Raw genomic sequence first — 16,053 nt, 5'->3', positions numbered from 1 at the left:
CCTGGTTTGGGACCAGGGGGTCGCATGTTCAAATCGTGTCATCCCGATAACCTTTCGTAAATGTTAAAAAAGGGTGTCTGATTATCAGACACCCTTTTCTACTTAATGTGTATTGGGGTAGTACCAGCGAAGCTGACACCACCCGCAAAGTAGATGTTATTAAATGGGGAATTTATTAATGACCTCGTTATACTCCTGCTGGGCATCGGTAATCGCCAGCTTTGAATAGACCTCCAACGACTTACGGCTTTCGTGGCCGGAATAAGGCTGTATAAGTGCGTCATCGATGCCCTGCTTTTTAAGCCAGGTCAACAGGAAATGTCGTAAGCGCGATTTCGATTCTGGAACCTATCGTGAAAGTGACAATAGAATACGAATCCCGTGAACAGCAGTTTGTGAAGCAGGCCAAATCGCTTGCAGATCGTATTGCTGAGCTGCTCCTTTTGTTTAGTTCATGAGCTATTGGTCTCTATGAGCTCATTAATGGAGTAGGCTGAGCGGAGCCATTCTGAGCGGATGGACGATCCGCAAGCTGCGGCAGGCCGGATACAAAATGTTTTAAGGCAACTCAAAGGCGCGAGCCGCCAGGGGAGATATCCCTAGCGGCTCGCACCTTTTTTGCGCTGGCCGTTATTCCTTTTGACCCATTTTCCACTTCTGGTATTCGAGGAAGTCCTTGAACTCTTTTTTGCTGACGCCCGAGACCATCGCTTCCTGCACCAGCTCCCACCATTCCGGGTCCAGCAAGTCCTCTGCAGGGCGGTCGCCGTACAAGAGCAGGTGGATCGAAACGTTTAAAGCATCGGCAATTTTCTCGATGAAGGAAATGGAAGGATTCGATTGAATATTTCGTTCGACATTGCTCAGGTAGGATTTTGCCACATCCGCTTTATCCGCAAGCTCGGACAAGGAATACCCCCGATCCTGGCGGATTTTTTGTATGCGGTCGCCAATACGTTCTGCCATGTAGCGTCGCCCTTCTATCAGAATAATTTTATGCCATTATATCAAATTATACGTGATAGGACAAAGGCGTATAGTCGGAATTTCGTTAAGTAAAGAACACCTTAACCCAGGAGCGGGGTAAGGTGTTCTGCTTGGATTTGACGGCTGAATTATTTGGCTTCTCCTGCGCCTTGCTTCGCTTCGAATGTCCATTTCAGGTTCAAAGCGTCACCTTGGAACTCGTTTTGATCCTGACCGTTATCCTTGAATTCGAACTTGACCACCAGGTCGTCGGTATCGCCGGCTTTCAGGCCCCCGTGCTCTTCGAACCAGGCCACCCATTTGTTCTGCACAGCGTCAGGGGCTAGATTTTGCAGTTCATACAGCGAGGTTTGGTAAATGACGGTTTCATTTTTGTCGATGTTCTTCAAAAAACTAACGATGACGTGTTTGCCGAAATCATCCACGTTTTCAGGGGCGCCCGGCTTATTTGTAACCGTATAGGTCGTTTTCAACAATACCTTGGCGATGTCGAGCGTACCTTCGTTTTTCAGTTTGAACGTGCGGATTGCGAAATCCCCCGGTTTGAGGGTGCCCACGTCAATGATCGCCGTCGGATCGGCGTTGAGATCCAAGGTGCCTGCGGCGAACGTGCCGGTCGTTTCCACGGAATCGCTAAAGTAAGCAAACGTGCCTCCGCCGATCAAACTTAATCCAAGCGCTGCGGCGGCTACTCCTAAACCCAAAGTCTTTTTGATACCCATACAAAATACCTCCCTAATTTTAAATGATTTTTTTATATTGCACCCTTATGAAGTCATAAGGAGAACAACCGAAAGTTAGAAGCAAGCGATTTGGTGCGTTATGGGGCCTTGGTATCCGGTTGGGATGCGTTCGGGTCCGACTTCTTGTCTTCCAGCGCCGAAATGGTTTTCCATAAGGACGCTAAGGCATACAGGAACAAAAGGACCCCCGGGATGATCAACAGTGTGACATTCCCCAATTTCGTTCCGGCAAAGTTGAGAGCGTATCCTGCGTAAGGGACGGTAAAGCCGGTATAAACACCGGTGATATTGGCCGGATCAACCGGCTCCAGGTCGGCGGCATCGTTGTTGTCTCCCTTGGTCCGGTAAAGGAGCTGACCGGTTAGCTTATTGCGGGTTACTTCGATGATGCGGTGGGTAATCAGCTTCTTTTCGCCCGCCCGGAAGGTGATGACATCGCCGGCGGTAAATCGGGTCATGTCGCCTCCGGGCTTAATGGCCACGATGGAACCGGTAAGTATGGAGGGCTCCATCGAGCCGGACAACACCGTTTTCAACTGATAACCGTAGAAATTCGGTTCGCTGCCGGACATTTTCGACATGACGACGGAGCCGGCCACGGTAATAAAGGCAGCCACCATCAGAAACGTCAGTGCATTTCTCAACCATTTTCGAATCCGCATAACTCATTCACCGCCTTCCGATTCATTTGCGGAAGAGGGGGCAGCATCGGCATCGGCGGAATCCGCCTGGCCTTGCTTATCCTCATCTTCGTCTTTGTCCGCTGAATCGCCGCCGCCGGTCGGCGCGCCATCCGCAGGAGTCCGTACATCCCCGCGGCCCGTCCCGCCAACCGTCGGGGTCTTCCCATCGGCAGGCGTTTCGCCGTTGCTCGGGTTCTCGTCCTCGTCCGGGACTGCCGTTTCATCCTCTCCGGCTTGCTCTTCTTGTTTGGCTTGCTCTTCCTTCAGCTTCTTCAGCCGTCCGATTTCCGTCAGCCGCTGCCCTCTCTGCGCCTCCAGACTGGAGATGTCGGCGGTCAGACCTGCTATGGACGACTGCAGGGAGGCCTGCACGCTTTCAAAGTAAGCGAGCAGCTCGCCTCCGACGGGGTCTCCATCGACAGCGATCTGGCCATCGAAAGGTTGGGCGAAGGTAAAGGCTGCATTGCTATCGGCCTCAAAGCTGTCGAACGTCATCAATCCTAATTGATGGACGGAACGCAAGTAGTTCAGGATCTCTTGCAGCGTCCCGCTTAACGGATCGGAAAGCAATCTGTGCCGCTTCAAATGGTCGGTGATGCGGTCTAGCAGCGTCGTTTGCGACAGTTGGGCGCAATTCGGCTCCAGCTCGTCCAGCGAGGTTAGCAGTTCATGAATCAGCGCGGAGGAGGCGGCAAGTTCCTGAAGCAGTTCCTGCCAAATGGACTGATTCAAGGCCTTTTGCTGCTCCAGCTGCTGAATCATGGTGTTCAATTCACCGATTCGCTCCGACAGGTCGGCCGTGGCCGACTCCAACCGGCTGCTGACCTCGAATCCGCTTGCGCCCATCAATCTTCCTTTTAATGAAGCGGCCTGTTCGAGGTGTTCGGCCAACAGCGAAAGTTGGCTTTCGATTTGGCTGGGAAAAACCCGGCAAGCCTTAATTTCCGAATTATCCTCGCGTACGCTGGTGAATCTCCCGAAGGTGGTGCCGACTTGCTGGGAGGTCCACAATAGCAAGGTAGAAAGGATCAATCCGGATTGCAGCGATATAACCATAGTTTGTTTCTTTCGTTTTTTGCGCAATTTGCGGATCACGTCAGTTCGGGATCTTCGCAGAAAAGGTTCCTCCTTTCTAAGCAGGATTTTGTCTGTTCGTTGACTTGTTCGTTATTAAGAATATATTCCGCGACTTAAATATACACGAAACCCTAGAAGAAAAGAAAACCGGAGGATCATTGAAAAATTCTCAATAAAGAACGAAAATCTTGAGTTTTCTTGATATTTTGGCCGATTACGTTTATTTTTCATTAATTACGTTCTTTTTTAAGAACGAAATCTTGTTTTGTGGATTGCATCAAATTTTCTACTGTAATTGACAAGAAATGTGATCTACAAACAAAATACGCTAACTTTCCCCTCGAAATCTGCTTGTTTGTCCTACGCGGAGCGACATACTTTTCATATCGGGGACATTATAATAAGAATCAAGAAAGCGCTTTCTGGTTGAAAGCCCGTTATCCATTGGCAAACTATAGCACCAGTAAAGGGTAAACCTGCCCGGAAAGCAGGGGCACAAAGTCCCAGTTCTAAGGTAGAGATACTAGGATGGCTGGCCGGGACAAGCCCAAATAATGATCTTAGGAGGGATTACTGTTGGAAAAGTCCGCCCAGGTTATTGTTCGTGATCGGTACCCCGGGGAAATCGATCCTGAATGGGTGGTTCTGCTCGCTATGGCCAAGGAGGCGGGGATATCCATCGAGGAGGTTCGGCGCTTTTTGTCGGGGGAACGATCATCAAATTATGCACAATGGCATTTACATAATAGATAGCTGGAAAAGGGAGCTGGAGAATCGTCTTGAGCGGAAGTGGGACGATTCTTTTTTTCGGCGATTTTTCTTCGGAGGCAAAAAGGGGCGTAAAACGCGGCGCCAGCGCGGTGTGAGGGGAAAAACGGCGCTTTTTGTATGCCAAAGGCGATTCAGGGGTGCAAGAGCGCGGAGCATCGGCACTCGGGAAAGTTAAAGAAAGAGCGCTGCAGAGAGCCTATTGGGGGTACAGCCGACATACAAGTAAAAACAGGTCACTTTACGGTAAAAAATACCATTAGATGACCTGTTGATCTTACGGAGGTGTCAGATGAATGGAAGTATACCAGCTAACACACGCGCAACTTAACATAGCGTTCGAAGTGCTTCAGGGCGTGAAGGAGGATCGTCACCGTAAAAGCAATGTGCTTAAAGGCACATACTCCGTCCCACCAAGAGATTATGCAACTGATCCTGGCGATTCTCTGACGATACAAGGAGTGGCGATAGCAAAGGATGCTGTTAAGTACATTGATAATCTGCATTACGTCAAATTCGGCCACCACGGATGGGAGGGCGAGACAGAGTATAAGCAGATTGCTGCAATGCTCAACGCAAGCCCACAAGAGCGAGCTATGGCGGCACACCTGACTTTGAAGGAATCATTATAAGTACATGAAACAAGCGAGAGGGATACACACTCTGTTCTACTGTAAGATTTTCATTAGGAGAAAACCGGTTATAAGGTGACATTTCTCCAGTACAACAAAAGTATCTATAAAAGCATTGACATGTTATCTCATTCAATGTACCATGTAATTGAAATATATTACATATTATAAAAGCATTGACATGTTATTTCATTCAATGTACCATGTAATTGAAATATATTACATATTATAAAATCATTGACATGTTATCTCGTTCAATGTACCATGTAATTGAAATATATTACATATCAATTTTCTTTTGGGGATGATTTCACAAATAACAAATTACATGTATGGCGTCCTTTGTTGCATAAATGCAGGTGATGCGCGAAAAGTCGGCTGGTGTGGTATTTATCTGTATAGTCCTGGGTTACAAAATCCGATTTTCATTTATATCTTCTGTGGAACCGGTTCCCAAAAGAGTGTAGTTAAGAATGAACATTCAGTTTTTTTCGTTTAAGGAGCAGCTTCTCGATCTCGGAATTAGATGTTTCCCGCACCTGGCGTCTTCAAAAACCGTTTTTGCGAGTGATAAGAGGCTAACAATCTATCGGAAAAAGAGGCGATATTCATGTTGAACATACAGAAAGAAGGTTTGGCCATACGCGGAGCCAAACCCGTCAGGGAAAAGTGGCTGCCTTACGGCAGGCAGTGGATCGACGACGCGGATGTACAGAGTGTCGTCGACGTTTTAAAAAGCGATTTTCTTTCCTCAGGCCCTAAAATTCCCGAGTTTGAAAAAGGCTTGGCTGAGGAGGCCGGAACTAAATACGCCGTTGCCTTTTCCAGCGGCACTGCTGCGCTGCATGCTGCTTGTTTTGCCGCAGGGATCGAAAGCGGTAGCGAGGTGATTACGACTCCCCTAACCTTTGCAGCCAGCAGCAACTGCGTGTTGTATATGGGAGGAAAACCAGTCTTCGCTGATATTCACCCCGAAACCTTCAACATGGAACCACAAGCCATTCTCAAGCAAATAAGCTTACACACAAAAGCCCTAATTATTGTCGATTATGCCGGACAGCCGGCACCATATGACGAGATTACCGACATGGCTTCGGCCCACGGGCTCGTCACCATTCGGGATGCGGCTCATTCCATCGGTTCGATTTATAAAGACCGACGAGTGGGAATGTCGACAGATATGACGATTTTCAGCTTTCACCCTGTCAAGCATATTACAACAGGTGAGGGAGGGGCCGTCGTCACCGATAAGAAAGAACTATATCGGAAATTGCTGATGTTCAGAAACCATGGGATTACACGAGACGCCCAAGAGCTGCAGCGTCAATATTTGCCCAAATGGTACTATGAAATGCAAATTCTCGGCTACAATTACCGGATTACTGATATTCAGGCGGCTTTAGGAACAAGCCAACTGCAAAAGCTTGATCAATTTGTGGACAGGCGGCGTGAATTGGCCTCCTTGTATAACGAGGCATTTCGGCAGATGCCGGAATTGGCTTTCCAGCGTCAGGCGGAAGGGACTTCCTCCAGCTGGCACCTGTACCCTCTGCGTTGGAAAAGAGATTATTTTACAGCAGGTCGGGATGACATCTTTCAAGCCTTGCAGGCAGAAAATATTGGCGTTAATTTACACTACACCCCGGTTTATTTGCACCCCTACTATCAATCGTTGGGCTATAGACGAGGCCTATGTCCGAACGCAGAAGCTTTATACGATGAAATTGTCACCATTCCTTTATATCCGCTGATGACAGATCACGATCTGCAAGACGTCGTGGATGCTGTGACCAAAGTATATAACTATTATTTGAAATAACCGTTTTTCATGCCTGGGCGAAGTTTAGAGGAGGACGTGTTTTGCAACAGCTCACCTTATTTCGTTTAACCTTGCCTATTTTTCTGGATGCCTTCTTTCATATCGTATTAGGTAATGTCGATACATTAATGCTATCCCATTACTCGGAACAGGCTGTAGCCGCTGTAGGCATTTCATCGCAAGTTTTTGCCATGTTTATATTTATTCTTGAATTTATGGCGATGGGCTCGGGCATTCTTATTGCTCAAATGCTGGGAGCCGGACATCGTGACAGGGCTTCCCATATCGCCAACTCTTCCGTTTATTTGAACAGCCTGATCGGCTCAGTCCTTATTTTTGTACTTTTTTTCTCGGCGCCTTTCGTGTTCAAGCTGTTCAATCTTTCGACAGAGGCGTACCAGTTCGGCGTTCATTACACACAAATTGTGAGTGTTTCTCTTCTTTTTGAGGCCATCCTTATTTGCATCAGCACGATAATGAGAAATTATGGATTCGCCAAGGAGCCCATGTTTGTCGTAGTAGGCATGAACGTGATTCACGTGCTGGGCAACAGCATCGCATTGTTCGGCTTCCTGGGCATTCCGCCACCCGGACTTACGGGAGTCGCTGTCAGCACATGCGCCAGCCGGCTGCTCGCCATGGTTTGCATGATCTATTTGTACAAACGCAAGCTGAAGCTGAAATCCGACCGCAGTCATTTTATCGAAGATTCCAAAGCGATCGTTAAGGTGGGCATACCAACGGCCGGGGAGGGGTTGTCCTACGATTCTTCACAAATTCTAATCACGTATTTTGTCACCTTTTTCGGAGTTGTCGCGATCACGACCAAAGTCATCACTTATAACATTATGCTGCTGATCATGATTTTCTCCTATTCCATGGGACAGGCCACGCAAATCATCGTAGGTCATCTAGTTGGGGCGAAAGAACATCAAAAAGCTTATGGACAAGCCATGTTAAGCCTGAAAATTTCAACGCTCGTGTCGCTGGTGATCGCTCTTGTGTGTTTTTTCACATCCGAGCATTTGCTTGCTTTGTTTACGTCAAACCGGGATATTATTGAAACCGGCAAAGTGCTCCTGGCGCTGTCGATATTGCTGGAACCGGGCAGAGCGTTCAACTTTGTTCTGAGCAGCTCGTTAAAAGCTTCCGGTGACATTCGGTTTCCGACGGTTCTCGGCGTCATCAGCATGTGGGGACTTTGCGTACCAGCAGCGTTTATCATGGGCAACGTACTTGGTTTCGGTTTAAAAGGAGTATGGCTGGCCTTCATTTTGGACGAGTGGCTGAGAGGACTCATTTTCCTCTATCGCTGGAAAAGAAAAGGCTGGATAACGAAAGGTTTGGTCGCCACAGAAGATAAAGAAATATTAGGGTCATCAAAGGAAAAGGAGATGAGTGTATGAGCAGAAACAAATATTTACTTTTTGGCGGGGGAGGTTTTATAGGCTCGACCATCGCGGAACAGCTTGTGCAGGACCACGAGGTCACGATTGTGGATGCGGTTCCTTTTACACAGACAGTTGCCTACCAAAAGGGGTTGACCAATGTCACCTACTTGCAAGTCAACGCTACTGACCGTTCAAAAGTGTTGGAACTGGGAGAAGATTACGACTACATCGTGCATGCGGTAGCCATTTTGGGGATTAGCAAAGTCGCTCAGGAGTCTATCCTCACGATCAATACCAATTATTTAAGTTGCCTGTATGCGCTTGAGCTGGCGAACAAGCAACATCATCTCAAAAAATTTCTTACCTTCAGTACGAGCGAGGTATACGGCCAGCACACGATTGCTGCGAAGGAAAGCGATGACTTTACCGTCGGAACTCCGGAAACGGCCCGATGGTGCTATGCGTCCAGCAAGGTGCTAAGCGAGCATTTGACTTACGCCTATAATCGGGAGTACGGCATTCCAACGATTGTAATTCGTCCTTTTAACATATATGGGGAATACCGTTTGGGAACAAATGCCATATCGAATCTGGTCATGAAAGCACTGAAAAATGAAGATTTAATCATTAGCGGAACCGGAGAACAGACCAGAGTGTGGTGCCACATCAACGACTTTGTTTCCGGTGTCATCGGGGCTCTGCATTCCGAGTACCAGGGAGAGTCCTTTAATCTCGGAAATCCAAATGAACAATGCAGCATCAAGGACTTGGCACGTCGAATAGTGGCTTTAACTCAATCCAAATCGAAAATTGTTATATCCGGTTCCAGCGAGCCTGACGTGCTGCAGCGGACGGTCGATATTTCCAAAGCTCAAAGCTGTCTTGGATATCAGCCTGTCACTTCGCTTGAAGAGGGATTGAAAAAATATATTGCTTGGGCAAACAAGACGTTAGCCTTGGAAAAACCGGGGGTATCGCGATGACAGAACGAAATGTCTTCGGCTTGTCCTTTTACGCCAAATACGGCGAGCAACTTCAACCGGATTACGCGGATTTGTTTGGCAAAGTAGAGGCGGCGATTTTCAATCGCGAAGATTTGCTCGATCCCATTTGGGATTCCGTTTGGGCGAATACCAGAAGAGCCGTCGACTGGTTCGGCGGCAGAAACACCAGCTTTCATTTCCCCGTGAACCATAGCAACATCGTTACCGATCCCTTCGTGAAATCGCGTCTTATTGAAACTTTGCAGAGGTCGGAGCAGCTCGGCATCCCTCATGTGGTCGTCCATGCCAATCAGCTTTATTTATTGGAAGAATGGAAGCATCAGAACATGGACGAATTGAGGGCAGGATTTCTGGATTGCTTGCAGGATGTCATCCATCAGGCCGGGAGCAGCGTTTCGGTATGCCTGGAAAATTTGCCGCCTATCGGAAATTTGTACGATGACGCCGATCCCGTCTTTATATTTACAAAAGATTTTCAAGATATACAGATCGGCAAAATGTTTTTCACATGGGATATTTGCCATTATTTTAACACGGTGTATACGATGAATTTCGCCCGCACCCATCCTGAATTTCAAGACATGCTTCCCAGCTATTCGCCTTGTGACTATATGGATTTCAAAACCATGATAAGCAAAATCAAGCATTGGCACTTTTCTGCGTTTAATCAAATCGCGAATCCTATTACGCAATCCTCCTGCCGGGAAGGCGTTCTTCCCTGGGAAAGCTGTGTGGACGAAAGCTTGTATGCGGAAGCGTTAACCTTGATCCATGAGGACGCGGTGCGGGAAAATAAAGCCATCATTTTTGAAATTTCGGAGAAAGACTACACCCGGCGCACTCATGTCCTTCAAATGCTCGAATGGGCAAAAAAGGTCGTAAAGGAGCATTCCCTTTCATGAGCGTCTCTTCCATTGATTACGTGTATGAGCGTGTCCTTGAGCTTGGCTCGCGGTTAATTCGTTTGCATCCGACCTACTCAAGACCATCGGCCCAAAAGGAAGCCCAGCTTTTGATTCAGCAGGCGCTGGAGCAAGAAGGCTGGACAACCTATATGGATGTGTTCACGGTATCGGAGCTGAGAAGCAGGGATCTGATGCGGCATCCTTGGGAATACAACAGCTTTTATAAAGATGGTCTCGAAATGATCAAGCACAATTTGTATGCTGTTGCCGACTCGGGCCGTCCGGGGCCAACGTTGATTTTAAACGGGCATATTGATGTAGACATTTTGAATAGCAGCGCAGACGCAGATGACTTGCCCTGGAACACCAAAGGGGACATAGTTGGAGGAAAGCTGCAAGGCCGGGGCGCCACAGATATGCTGATCGGGCTTAGCAGTTTGGTTTATGCGCTCAGCTTATGCAAAGAACGATTCACGAAAGGAAAGCTTATCTTTACTTCTGTCGTAGACGAGGAAATCGGAGGCAACGGCTCGATACGAGCTTGCGAATGGCTCAAGGACAACGGTTATGCGCCTGCTAGGCAAGAACCGATAGAAGTAGTCATTGCTGAACCTACAAACATGACAATCTGCACTTCTTCTCTTGGTTTTCTTCCCTTCAAACTTCACATTCAATCCAGAAGCATACACATGAATGCCCAGCAGCACAACCAAATTGCCGAGATCGCCTCGCTTCTCCATGCTATTAATACCTTCAAAGGAGAGCATGAGGGGTTGAACTTGAATATCGGCATCATTACCGGCGGAACCGACCCCAGCATTCCTGTTCAGGATCTGCACATAGAAGGAGTCATCGCCAGTGACAGCAGGTACACGATCAGAGCGATCAAAGAAGCTTTTGAACAAGCGGTTTTGACTTATACCGTCCAATATCCAAATTTGGTTATCGAGCCTATGGAAAGCCATGGCATGAAGTTTGGAAAGGCACTTGAACAAGAAGTATTTCCAAGCTCATGCGATGCATCTGTTTTTCAATATTTCGGATATCAAACAGTAATTTTTGGTCCGGGACGGCTGGCTCAAGCCCACACCGAGGATGAATATATCGACCTGGACGATGTCAAAAGCTACATTCAAAGCCTGAAAGAGCTTTTAATCGACTTTTTCGGATAAGCAGAGGAGGGGCTGCGATGAATACCGATTTTACGCCTCCGCAAACAAGCAAATGCTTGTTGTATCCATCGGAATACCGGTATGTTCCTGTTTCTTATTGCGCTCTGTCCAATCTCAAGGGGGACAGCAAGCAAGTCATCTCTCAATTACGCGATGAAATAGCGGCTGTTTTTGACATCGGGGATTCATCGCAAATTTATTTATTCGACAGCGCTTCTTCGGCCATTATCGCGTTATTGGCCACTCTAAAAGCTTTTAGCAAAATCAAAAAAGTGTATGTGCCTTCGTTTTCGTGTACAGAATTGGCTGATTCGGTCATATCAGCGGGACTTGCGCTTTGCGTTTATGACATTACAGACGATTTCAGGCCGAGTCACGATTTCGTGCGTTCTTTATTCAACGAGGAAGAGGCCGTTCTGATCCTTCCCGCATTATTTGGTTCGCGCCCCGTGGAAGCGGAGCTCATGAACCTGATTGATCAATTAATAATGCCTGTCATTTTTGACGAGGCGCAGTCGTTTCCCATGCCGCCTCAATATAGGGGGACAGCTTTGAACAGCTATTTTTCCGTCATTTCATTCGGCAAATCCAAGCCTCTCTCATCCATTGGCGGCGGAGCGCTCATTGTTCATCGTCCGGACTCGAACGTCATGTTCAAGGAATTCGAGCCAGAGGAAGGGGATATCCGGCAAGGGGACTGGCTTCCACATCTCGCATCCGCCGTACGCCGCCAACTAAGCAGGTATGCCTGGGGGCGGAAAGCGATCGGGTTTCAATATCGATATACCAATTTGGAAGCCCTGCACAGCGCTCAGCAATTCCATGTGCGCGAGCCGCAATGGATTACCTTGCTTCAAGCCCGAATGGCGCTTATGCGTTTGCGGACCTTTCAAGCCTACAAGCAGCGTCAGGACATGCATGTGGCGCGCCTGCTCAATACTTTGGAACGTACATTCGGGAAACCATCGTTGCAATTTGTTCTCAAACGAGATCGTCAATGCTTGCTTCCCATACGCGTGCCCAATCATAAAAGAAAGGCCATTGGCATTTATTTGGGTCAAAGGGGGGCACAAACTACATTTTATTACTATCCTCTTCACAAAATGGAGCGGTACAGGCAGTTGTTTCAACTGCAAGAGTGTGGTAATTCCGAGCGTATTTTCGGCGAAATTTTATTGCTGCCGATCCATGCAGACTCGTCCCCTCGCCATATTAATAAACTGGAAAGGATCATTCGCCAATTTTATGAGCACACAACAGATACTTAGTCCACGGACGCCATTCATTGAGTCCGGCTTTGCGAAACTGGTCGGCAAATACTTGGATTTTGAGTATGTGCCGCTTGATATTCATTGGGACGGTCAAACTTATGCGATCTCCTTGTATAAAAACACCAGAACCGGCTCATATCAAATCGGCGCAGTAGGATATGGAGGAATTGTTCCTTTTCCGCATGAATTCCGTACTTTTCGCCAAATTGTTGATCTCATTTCAAAGCGGCACGGAAGCATCGCCCAAATTACCCTTCCCCCGATCGGGGAAAATGTACTCGCTTGGGAGTTTGCCGATATGGGTTTCAGGCAAGAAGTTCTGGAAACTTATATTTTAGATTTAACAGCCTATCGGGAGCAGAAGGAAATGCTCTTTAAAGGGAGAGTACGGACGGATATCCGGTTCGCCGAGAAGTCGGGCGTTTATGTGAAAACGTGTGATTCCGAACAAGAGCTGCTGCAGTTCTACGACATTTACAAGTCGACCATGGAACGCGTGCAAGCGAGTTATGTAACGCCTTATGCGCTTATAAGCGAATTGACCCGGCATTCGCCTGACGCCCGTTTGTATGTGGCTCTCAACGATAAGCATCGCGTTATTGCCGGTAGCTTCTTCCTACAAAATGAGGAAAATGTATTTTATTGGATCAATGCTTCCGATAGTGAATTTAGAAATTTGCGGGCCAACTATCTGATTCTGAAACAGGCCATTGATGACACCTATGAGACGAAGTCTTACTTAAATTTCGGTTATTCTCATAATCCCAGTATTGCCAATTCCAAGCTTGGCTGGGGGTGTCAAATTCAAAAATATATCCGATTAACAAAGGAGCTGCTCAAATGAAATCTATTTACTTCATCCCTTCCAACCGCAACATTGAAAGATGTCTGACCAGCTACATCAAGGAGATCGCATTTGCCCAAAAAGAGTACGGGATTCAAATTCCGGTTGTGGTTCCGGAAACGAACGACAAGGATTTTGTCGCGCATAACAAGCATGTCATCGACCAACTTCAAAAGGAGTACCCGGGGACGGAAATCTTGCATTTGACCACGGACAAGCAAGAAGTCTATTTCAATCTTTTGCTGGAAGCTGAGGATCCTCAGTTCAAAAGGGTGTTTTTGGCGCAGCATACGGACTATGGAAATTGCATGAACAAACTGTTTTTGATGACCTGCTCGCTGGGCGGAGACGCGCTGCATCGTAGAGATTCGGATACTAGGCTTATTTTTGACGAATTAGATGCCAAGGAGCTGTATCCAATCGAAATTGAATTGGAGTATTTAGGTAAAAAAGTTTCGGAATGCAGCAATATTACGATTCATACCGACGATACTTCTGTTGTGAACCGGGAGATTTGGGTAGTAGGCAGTAATTATTACGGGGAATGGAATTTGGATGTGCGGGATTTTGCGCGCGTTTCATTCGATCCAATCTATAAATTATATGAACTGCTCGGATTCCCGAAAGAGAGCGTCAAAGAAATTTGCGATACGGCCTTCCAGCTTGACCAGCACTTCGCCCAGACCGAAAAGCTGACCCTTGTCACGTCGGTGAATGACGGCTTAAATCCGGATTGCGGTAATGTCGCCGTCTATAAGCTGCATGAAAAGCTTCCCAATTTGCCTGGCCGCAATACAGCAGCGGCGGACTATTTCGCTTTTGACACTGCAACGGCACTCGGCGTTCCATCAGTCCATCATACAAGAGAAGTGTTCCATGAATATAAAAAAGATGAATTCCAGCTGCAAAATAAAATGAAATATTGGGAAGGTGTCTCCAAGTTTGCGGATTACTTCAACTCTTACATGAGCATCTATAACAACGATCTGAATACGACATTCGTCCCCGATCGTCAGGAACTCATTTCCAATGACATCATCCAAGGGATAAAGTCATATGTTTCCGGCTTTTCAAAGGCTGACATCGGGGAGCGTATTGAACGTATCAACCGTATTGCCAATGAGGTGCTGATTCCTTTCAATGAACAGTACGCCCAGGTTGGTTCGTATATTGTGGATCACTCCGACCAGCTTGTCAAAGAGGCCAATGAAGAATATGAATTTCATGTCAAACTGATCGAAAGGTGGGGGGATTTGATCCAGCGAGCCAAAGAGATTGATTTGCGCAAAATCATCGGCCAAAGTTCAGTTGTCAACAAGTAATTTATTGATTGCAAAACCTTGGGAATTACCATAATTTGATGAAAAGGGTGGTTAACATGAGTCTTGAGGAGAAAATATTTAACTTTAAAGCGAATATCTCGGTGATTGGTTTAGGATATGTCGGGCTGCCTTTAGCATTGAACCTGGCAGATGTCGGTTACCGGGTAACTGGAATCGATTTGTCGGCATCCAAGGTGGATATGCTTGGCAGAGGGGAGTCTTACATCAGAGATATTCCGAATGAAGTTCTCTGGAAGGTGAACCAGACCGGAAGGTTTCATGCAAGCAATGATTTCTCTTTCATCCAACACTCCGATGTCATCATAGCTTGTGTTCCGACCCCTTTAAATGAATATGCCGAGCCTGATTTATCAGCGATCTATTCCGTTGTTGAGCAATTGCAATCATATATGAAAAAAGAAAGCTTGATTATTTTGGAAAGCACCACATATCCCGGCTGCACAGAGGAAATCATACAGGCGCGTCTCGAAGCAACGGGATTGCAAGCAGGGAGAGACTTCTACTTATGCTTCTCTCCCGAACGGATTGATCCTAACAATAAGCATTATACGCTCGACAATACACCTAAAATTGTTGGCGGCACCACTCCGCAGTGCTCCAAAATTGCTTCGGAAATGTATAAGAAAATAAGCAAAGAAGTGATCACTGTTTCTTCGCCTAAAGTGGCCGAATTTTCAAAATTGCTAGAGAATACATTTCGAAGTGTCAACATTGCCTTTATTAACGAAATAGCTATGATGAGTGAAAAAATGGGGGTTGACGTGTGGGAGGTTATTAATGCCGCATCCACCAAACCATTCGGTTTCATGCCTTTTTTCCCTGGCCCCGGAATAGGAGGACATTGCATCCCGCTCGACCCTATGTATTTGTCATGGAAAGCCAAGTACTATAAATTTTTCAGCAGATTCATTGACCTGGCCAATGTTATTAACAATAGCATGCCTGACTATGTTGTGAAAAAGCTTCACAAATTGCTTAACAAACGGTCCCTTCCTATCAATAAGTGTAAAATTTTGATTTTAGGGGTTGCTTACAAGCCGGAAGTTAACGACTACAGGGAATCGCCGGCATTGGAGTTGATCAGGTTGCTACTCGCTGAAGGAGCTCTTATCGATTTTTACGATCCTTACGTGGATCGCATCACACTTCAGGATGGACATACGATGTTTTCAGTAGCGTATGACCTAAAAGCGTTTAAACAATACGAATGCTGCATTTTGGTTACTGCGCACAAGTCATTCCATTATCGGGAATTGAAAGACTTGAATGTACCGATTTTTGATACTCGAGATGCGTTCCGCTCATTTGATGATGCACATATTTACAAGCTAGGATCCGGCTTGGAAAACGAAACAAACTATGACGCTCAAGGAAAATGGATAGAGAAAGTGAGTGCAGTCCAAGGATAATATAA

17 protein-coding genes and 1 riboswitch are annotated in these 16,053 nt (G+C 46.8%); of the genes, 12 read left to right on the top strand and 5 right to left on the bottom strand.

Features of this window, described 5'->3' with window-relative positions; genetic code table 11:
- Nucleotides 1–159 precede the first annotated feature (159 nt).
- Nucleotides 160–312: a hypothetical protein gene (locus JO375_RS01075; RefSeq protein ID WP_229522730.1), complete on the bottom strand. Its 153-nt coding sequence runs from the start codon at nt 310–312 to the stop codon at nt 160–162.
- Between the two features lie 181 nt (nt 313–493).
- Here JO375_RS01075 and JO375_RS24920 point away from each other — a divergent pair, with 181 nt between their 5' ends.
- Nucleotides 494–562, top strand: a complete 69-nt coding sequence (locus tag JO375_RS24920; protein WP_377532090.1) for a YuiB family protein — start codon at nt 494–496, stop codon at nt 560–562.
- A gap of 68 nt (nt 563–630) precedes the next feature.
- Here the strand turns inward: JO375_RS24920 and JO375_RS01070 are convergent, their stop codons facing one another.
- The 4 genes from JO375_RS01070 to JO375_RS01055 all read right to left on the bottom strand — a co-directional run bounded on the left by JO375_RS01070 (nt 631) and on the right by JO375_RS01055 (nt 3,508).
- Complete coding sequence (locus JO375_RS01070) at nt 631–966, bottom strand: helix-turn-helix domain-containing protein (protein ID WP_229522729.1); 336 nt, start codon at nt 964–966, stop codon at nt 631–633.
- Between the two features lie 149 nt (nt 967–1,115).
- The gene (locus JO375_RS01065) at nt 1,116–1,709 is read right to left on the bottom strand and encodes a TasA family protein (protein ID WP_229522728.1); all 594 of its coding nucleotides are present in this window, start codon (nt 1,707–1,709) and stop codon (nt 1,116–1,118) included.
- A gap of 98 nt (nt 1,710–1,807) precedes the next feature.
- On the bottom strand, nt 1,808–2,392 hold the full coding sequence (sipW, locus tag JO375_RS01060; protein WP_229522727.1) for a signal peptidase I SipW: 585 nt from the start codon (nt 2,390–2,392) through the stop codon (nt 1,808–1,810).
- A gap of 3 nt (nt 2,393–2,395) precedes the next feature.
- Nucleotides 2,396–3,508, bottom strand: a complete 1,113-nt coding sequence (locus tag JO375_RS01055) for a coiled-coil domain-containing protein (protein WP_229522726.1) — start codon at nt 3,506–3,508, stop codon at nt 2,396–2,398.
- Between the two features lie 441 nt (nt 3,509–3,949).
- Nucleotides 3,950–4,031: riboswitch (cyclic di-GMP riboswitch) on the top strand.
- A gap of 35 nt (nt 4,032–4,066) precedes the next feature.
- Between JO375_RS01055 and JO375_RS01050 the strand changes: the two genes are divergently transcribed.
- The 11 genes from JO375_RS01050 to JO375_RS01000 all read left to right on the top strand — a co-directional run bounded on the left by JO375_RS01050 (nt 4,067) and on the right by JO375_RS01000 (nt 16,048).
- A complete protein-coding gene (locus tag JO375_RS01050; RefSeq protein ID WP_229522725.1) occupies nt 4,067–4,243 on the top strand; it encodes an anti-repressor SinI family protein in 177 nt (58 codons plus the stop codon).
- Nucleotides 4,244–4,554: 311 nt separating this feature from the next.
- Nucleotides 4,555–4,890, top strand: a complete 336-nt coding sequence (locus JO375_RS01045) for a hypothetical protein (protein ID WP_229522724.1) — start codon at nt 4,555–4,557, stop codon at nt 4,888–4,890.
- Between the two features lie 610 nt (nt 4,891–5,500).
- Entirely contained in the window at nt 5,501–6,709 is a 1,209-nt protein-coding gene (gene pseC / locus JO375_RS01040; RefSeq protein ID WP_229522723.1) for a UDP-4-amino-4,6-dideoxy-N-acetyl-beta-L-altrosamine transaminase, read from the top strand.
- A gap of 41 nt (nt 6,710–6,750) precedes the next feature.
- Complete coding sequence (locus JO375_RS01035) at nt 6,751–8,115, top strand: MATE family efflux transporter (protein ID WP_229522722.1); 1,365 nt, start codon at nt 6,751–6,753, stop codon at nt 8,113–8,115.
- Nucleotides 8,112–9,083, top strand: coding sequence for an NAD-dependent epimerase/dehydratase family protein (locus JO375_RS01030; protein WP_229522721.1), 972 nt, complete (start codon nt 8,112–8,114; stop codon nt 9,081–9,083). Before JO375_RS01035 ends, JO375_RS01030 begins: the two co-directional genes overlap by 4 nt.
- The gene (locus tag JO375_RS01025; protein WP_229522720.1) at nt 9,080–10,006 is read left to right on the top strand and encodes a sugar phosphate isomerase/epimerase; all 927 of its coding nucleotides are present in this window, start codon (nt 9,080–9,082) and stop codon (nt 10,004–10,006) included. The genes JO375_RS01030 and JO375_RS01025 overlap by 4 nt, the downstream gene beginning before the upstream one ends.
- A complete protein-coding gene (locus JO375_RS01020; protein ID WP_229522719.1) occupies nt 10,003–11,181 on the top strand; it encodes a M20 family metallopeptidase in 1,179 nt (392 codons plus the stop codon). Before JO375_RS01025 ends, JO375_RS01020 begins: the two co-directional genes overlap by 4 nt.
- Nucleotides 11,182–11,198: 17 nt before the next feature.
- Nucleotides 11,199–12,449 carry a DegT/DnrJ/EryC1/StrS family aminotransferase gene (locus tag JO375_RS01015; RefSeq protein WP_229522718.1) on the top strand — a complete coding sequence of 417 codons (1,251 nt, stop codon included), beginning with the start codon at nt 11,199–11,201 and terminating at the stop codon, nt 12,447–12,449.
- Entirely contained in the window at nt 12,427–13,296 is an 870-nt protein-coding gene (locus JO375_RS01010) for a GNAT family N-acetyltransferase (RefSeq protein WP_229522717.1), read from the top strand. Before JO375_RS01015 ends, JO375_RS01010 begins: the two co-directional genes overlap by 23 nt.
- Nucleotides 13,293–14,618 carry a DUF6271 family protein gene (locus tag JO375_RS01005; protein ID WP_229522716.1) on the top strand — a complete coding sequence of 442 codons (1,326 nt, stop codon included), beginning with the start codon at nt 13,293–13,295 and terminating at the stop codon, nt 14,616–14,618. The genes JO375_RS01010 and JO375_RS01005 overlap by 4 nt, the downstream gene beginning before the upstream one ends.
- Nucleotides 14,619–14,674: 56 nt before the next feature.
- Nucleotides 14,675–16,048 carry a nucleotide sugar dehydrogenase gene (locus JO375_RS01000; RefSeq protein ID WP_229522715.1) on the top strand — a complete coding sequence of 458 codons (1,374 nt, stop codon included), beginning with the start codon at nt 14,675–14,677 and terminating at the stop codon, nt 16,046–16,048.
- The last annotated feature ends 5 nt before the right edge of the window (nt 16,049–16,053 follow it).

Origin of the sequence: Paenibacillus farraposensis (assembly GCF_020736845.1) — a bacterium.
Classification (GTDB): domain Bacteria; phylum Bacillota; class Bacilli; order Paenibacillales; family Paenibacillaceae; genus Paenibacillus; species Paenibacillus farraposensis.
The sequence above is the reverse complement of the archived record's forward strand: the minus strand, read 5'-3'. Positions and strand labels throughout refer to the sequence as shown.

Coding starts and splice junctions, on each gene's coding strand:
- JO375_RS01070 (WP_229522729.1), bottom strand. CDS start 966: ATGGCAGAACGTATTGGCGACCGCATACAAAAAATCCGCCAGGATCGG.
- JO375_RS01065 (WP_229522728.1), bottom strand. CDS start 1,709: ATGGGTATCAAAAAGACTTTGGGTTTAGGAGTAGCCGCCGCAGCGCTT.
- sipW (WP_229522727.1), bottom strand. CDS start 2,392: ATGCGGATTCGAAAATGGTTGAGAAATGCACTGACGTTTCTGATGGTG.
- JO375_RS01045 (WP_229522724.1), top strand. CDS start 4,555: ATGGAAGTATACCAGCTAACACACGCGCAACTTAACATAGCGTTCGAA.
- pseC (WP_229522723.1), top strand. CDS start 5,501: ATGTTGAACATACAGAAAGAAGGTTTGGCCATACGCGGAGCCAAACCC.
- JO375_RS01030 (WP_229522721.1), top strand. CDS start 8,112: ATGAGCAGAAACAAATATTTACTTTTTGGCGGGGGAGGTTTTATAGGC.
- JO375_RS01025 (WP_229522720.1), top strand. CDS start 9,080: ATGACAGAACGAAATGTCTTCGGCTTGTCCTTTTACGCCAAATACGGC.
- JO375_RS01020 (WP_229522719.1), top strand. CDS start 10,003: ATGAGCGTCTCTTCCATTGATTACGTGTATGAGCGTGTCCTTGAGCTT.
- JO375_RS01015 (WP_229522718.1), top strand. CDS start 11,199: ATGAATACCGATTTTACGCCTCCGCAAACAAGCAAATGCTTGTTGTAT.
- JO375_RS01010 (WP_229522717.1), top strand. CDS start 12,427: ATGAGCACACAACAGATACTTAGTCCACGGACGCCATTCATTGAGTCC.
- JO375_RS01005 (WP_229522716.1), top strand. CDS start 13,293: ATGAAATCTATTTACTTCATCCCTTCCAACCGCAACATTGAAAGATGT.
- JO375_RS01000 (WP_229522715.1), top strand. CDS start 14,675: ATGAGTCTTGAGGAGAAAATATTTAACTTTAAAGCGAATATCTCGGTG.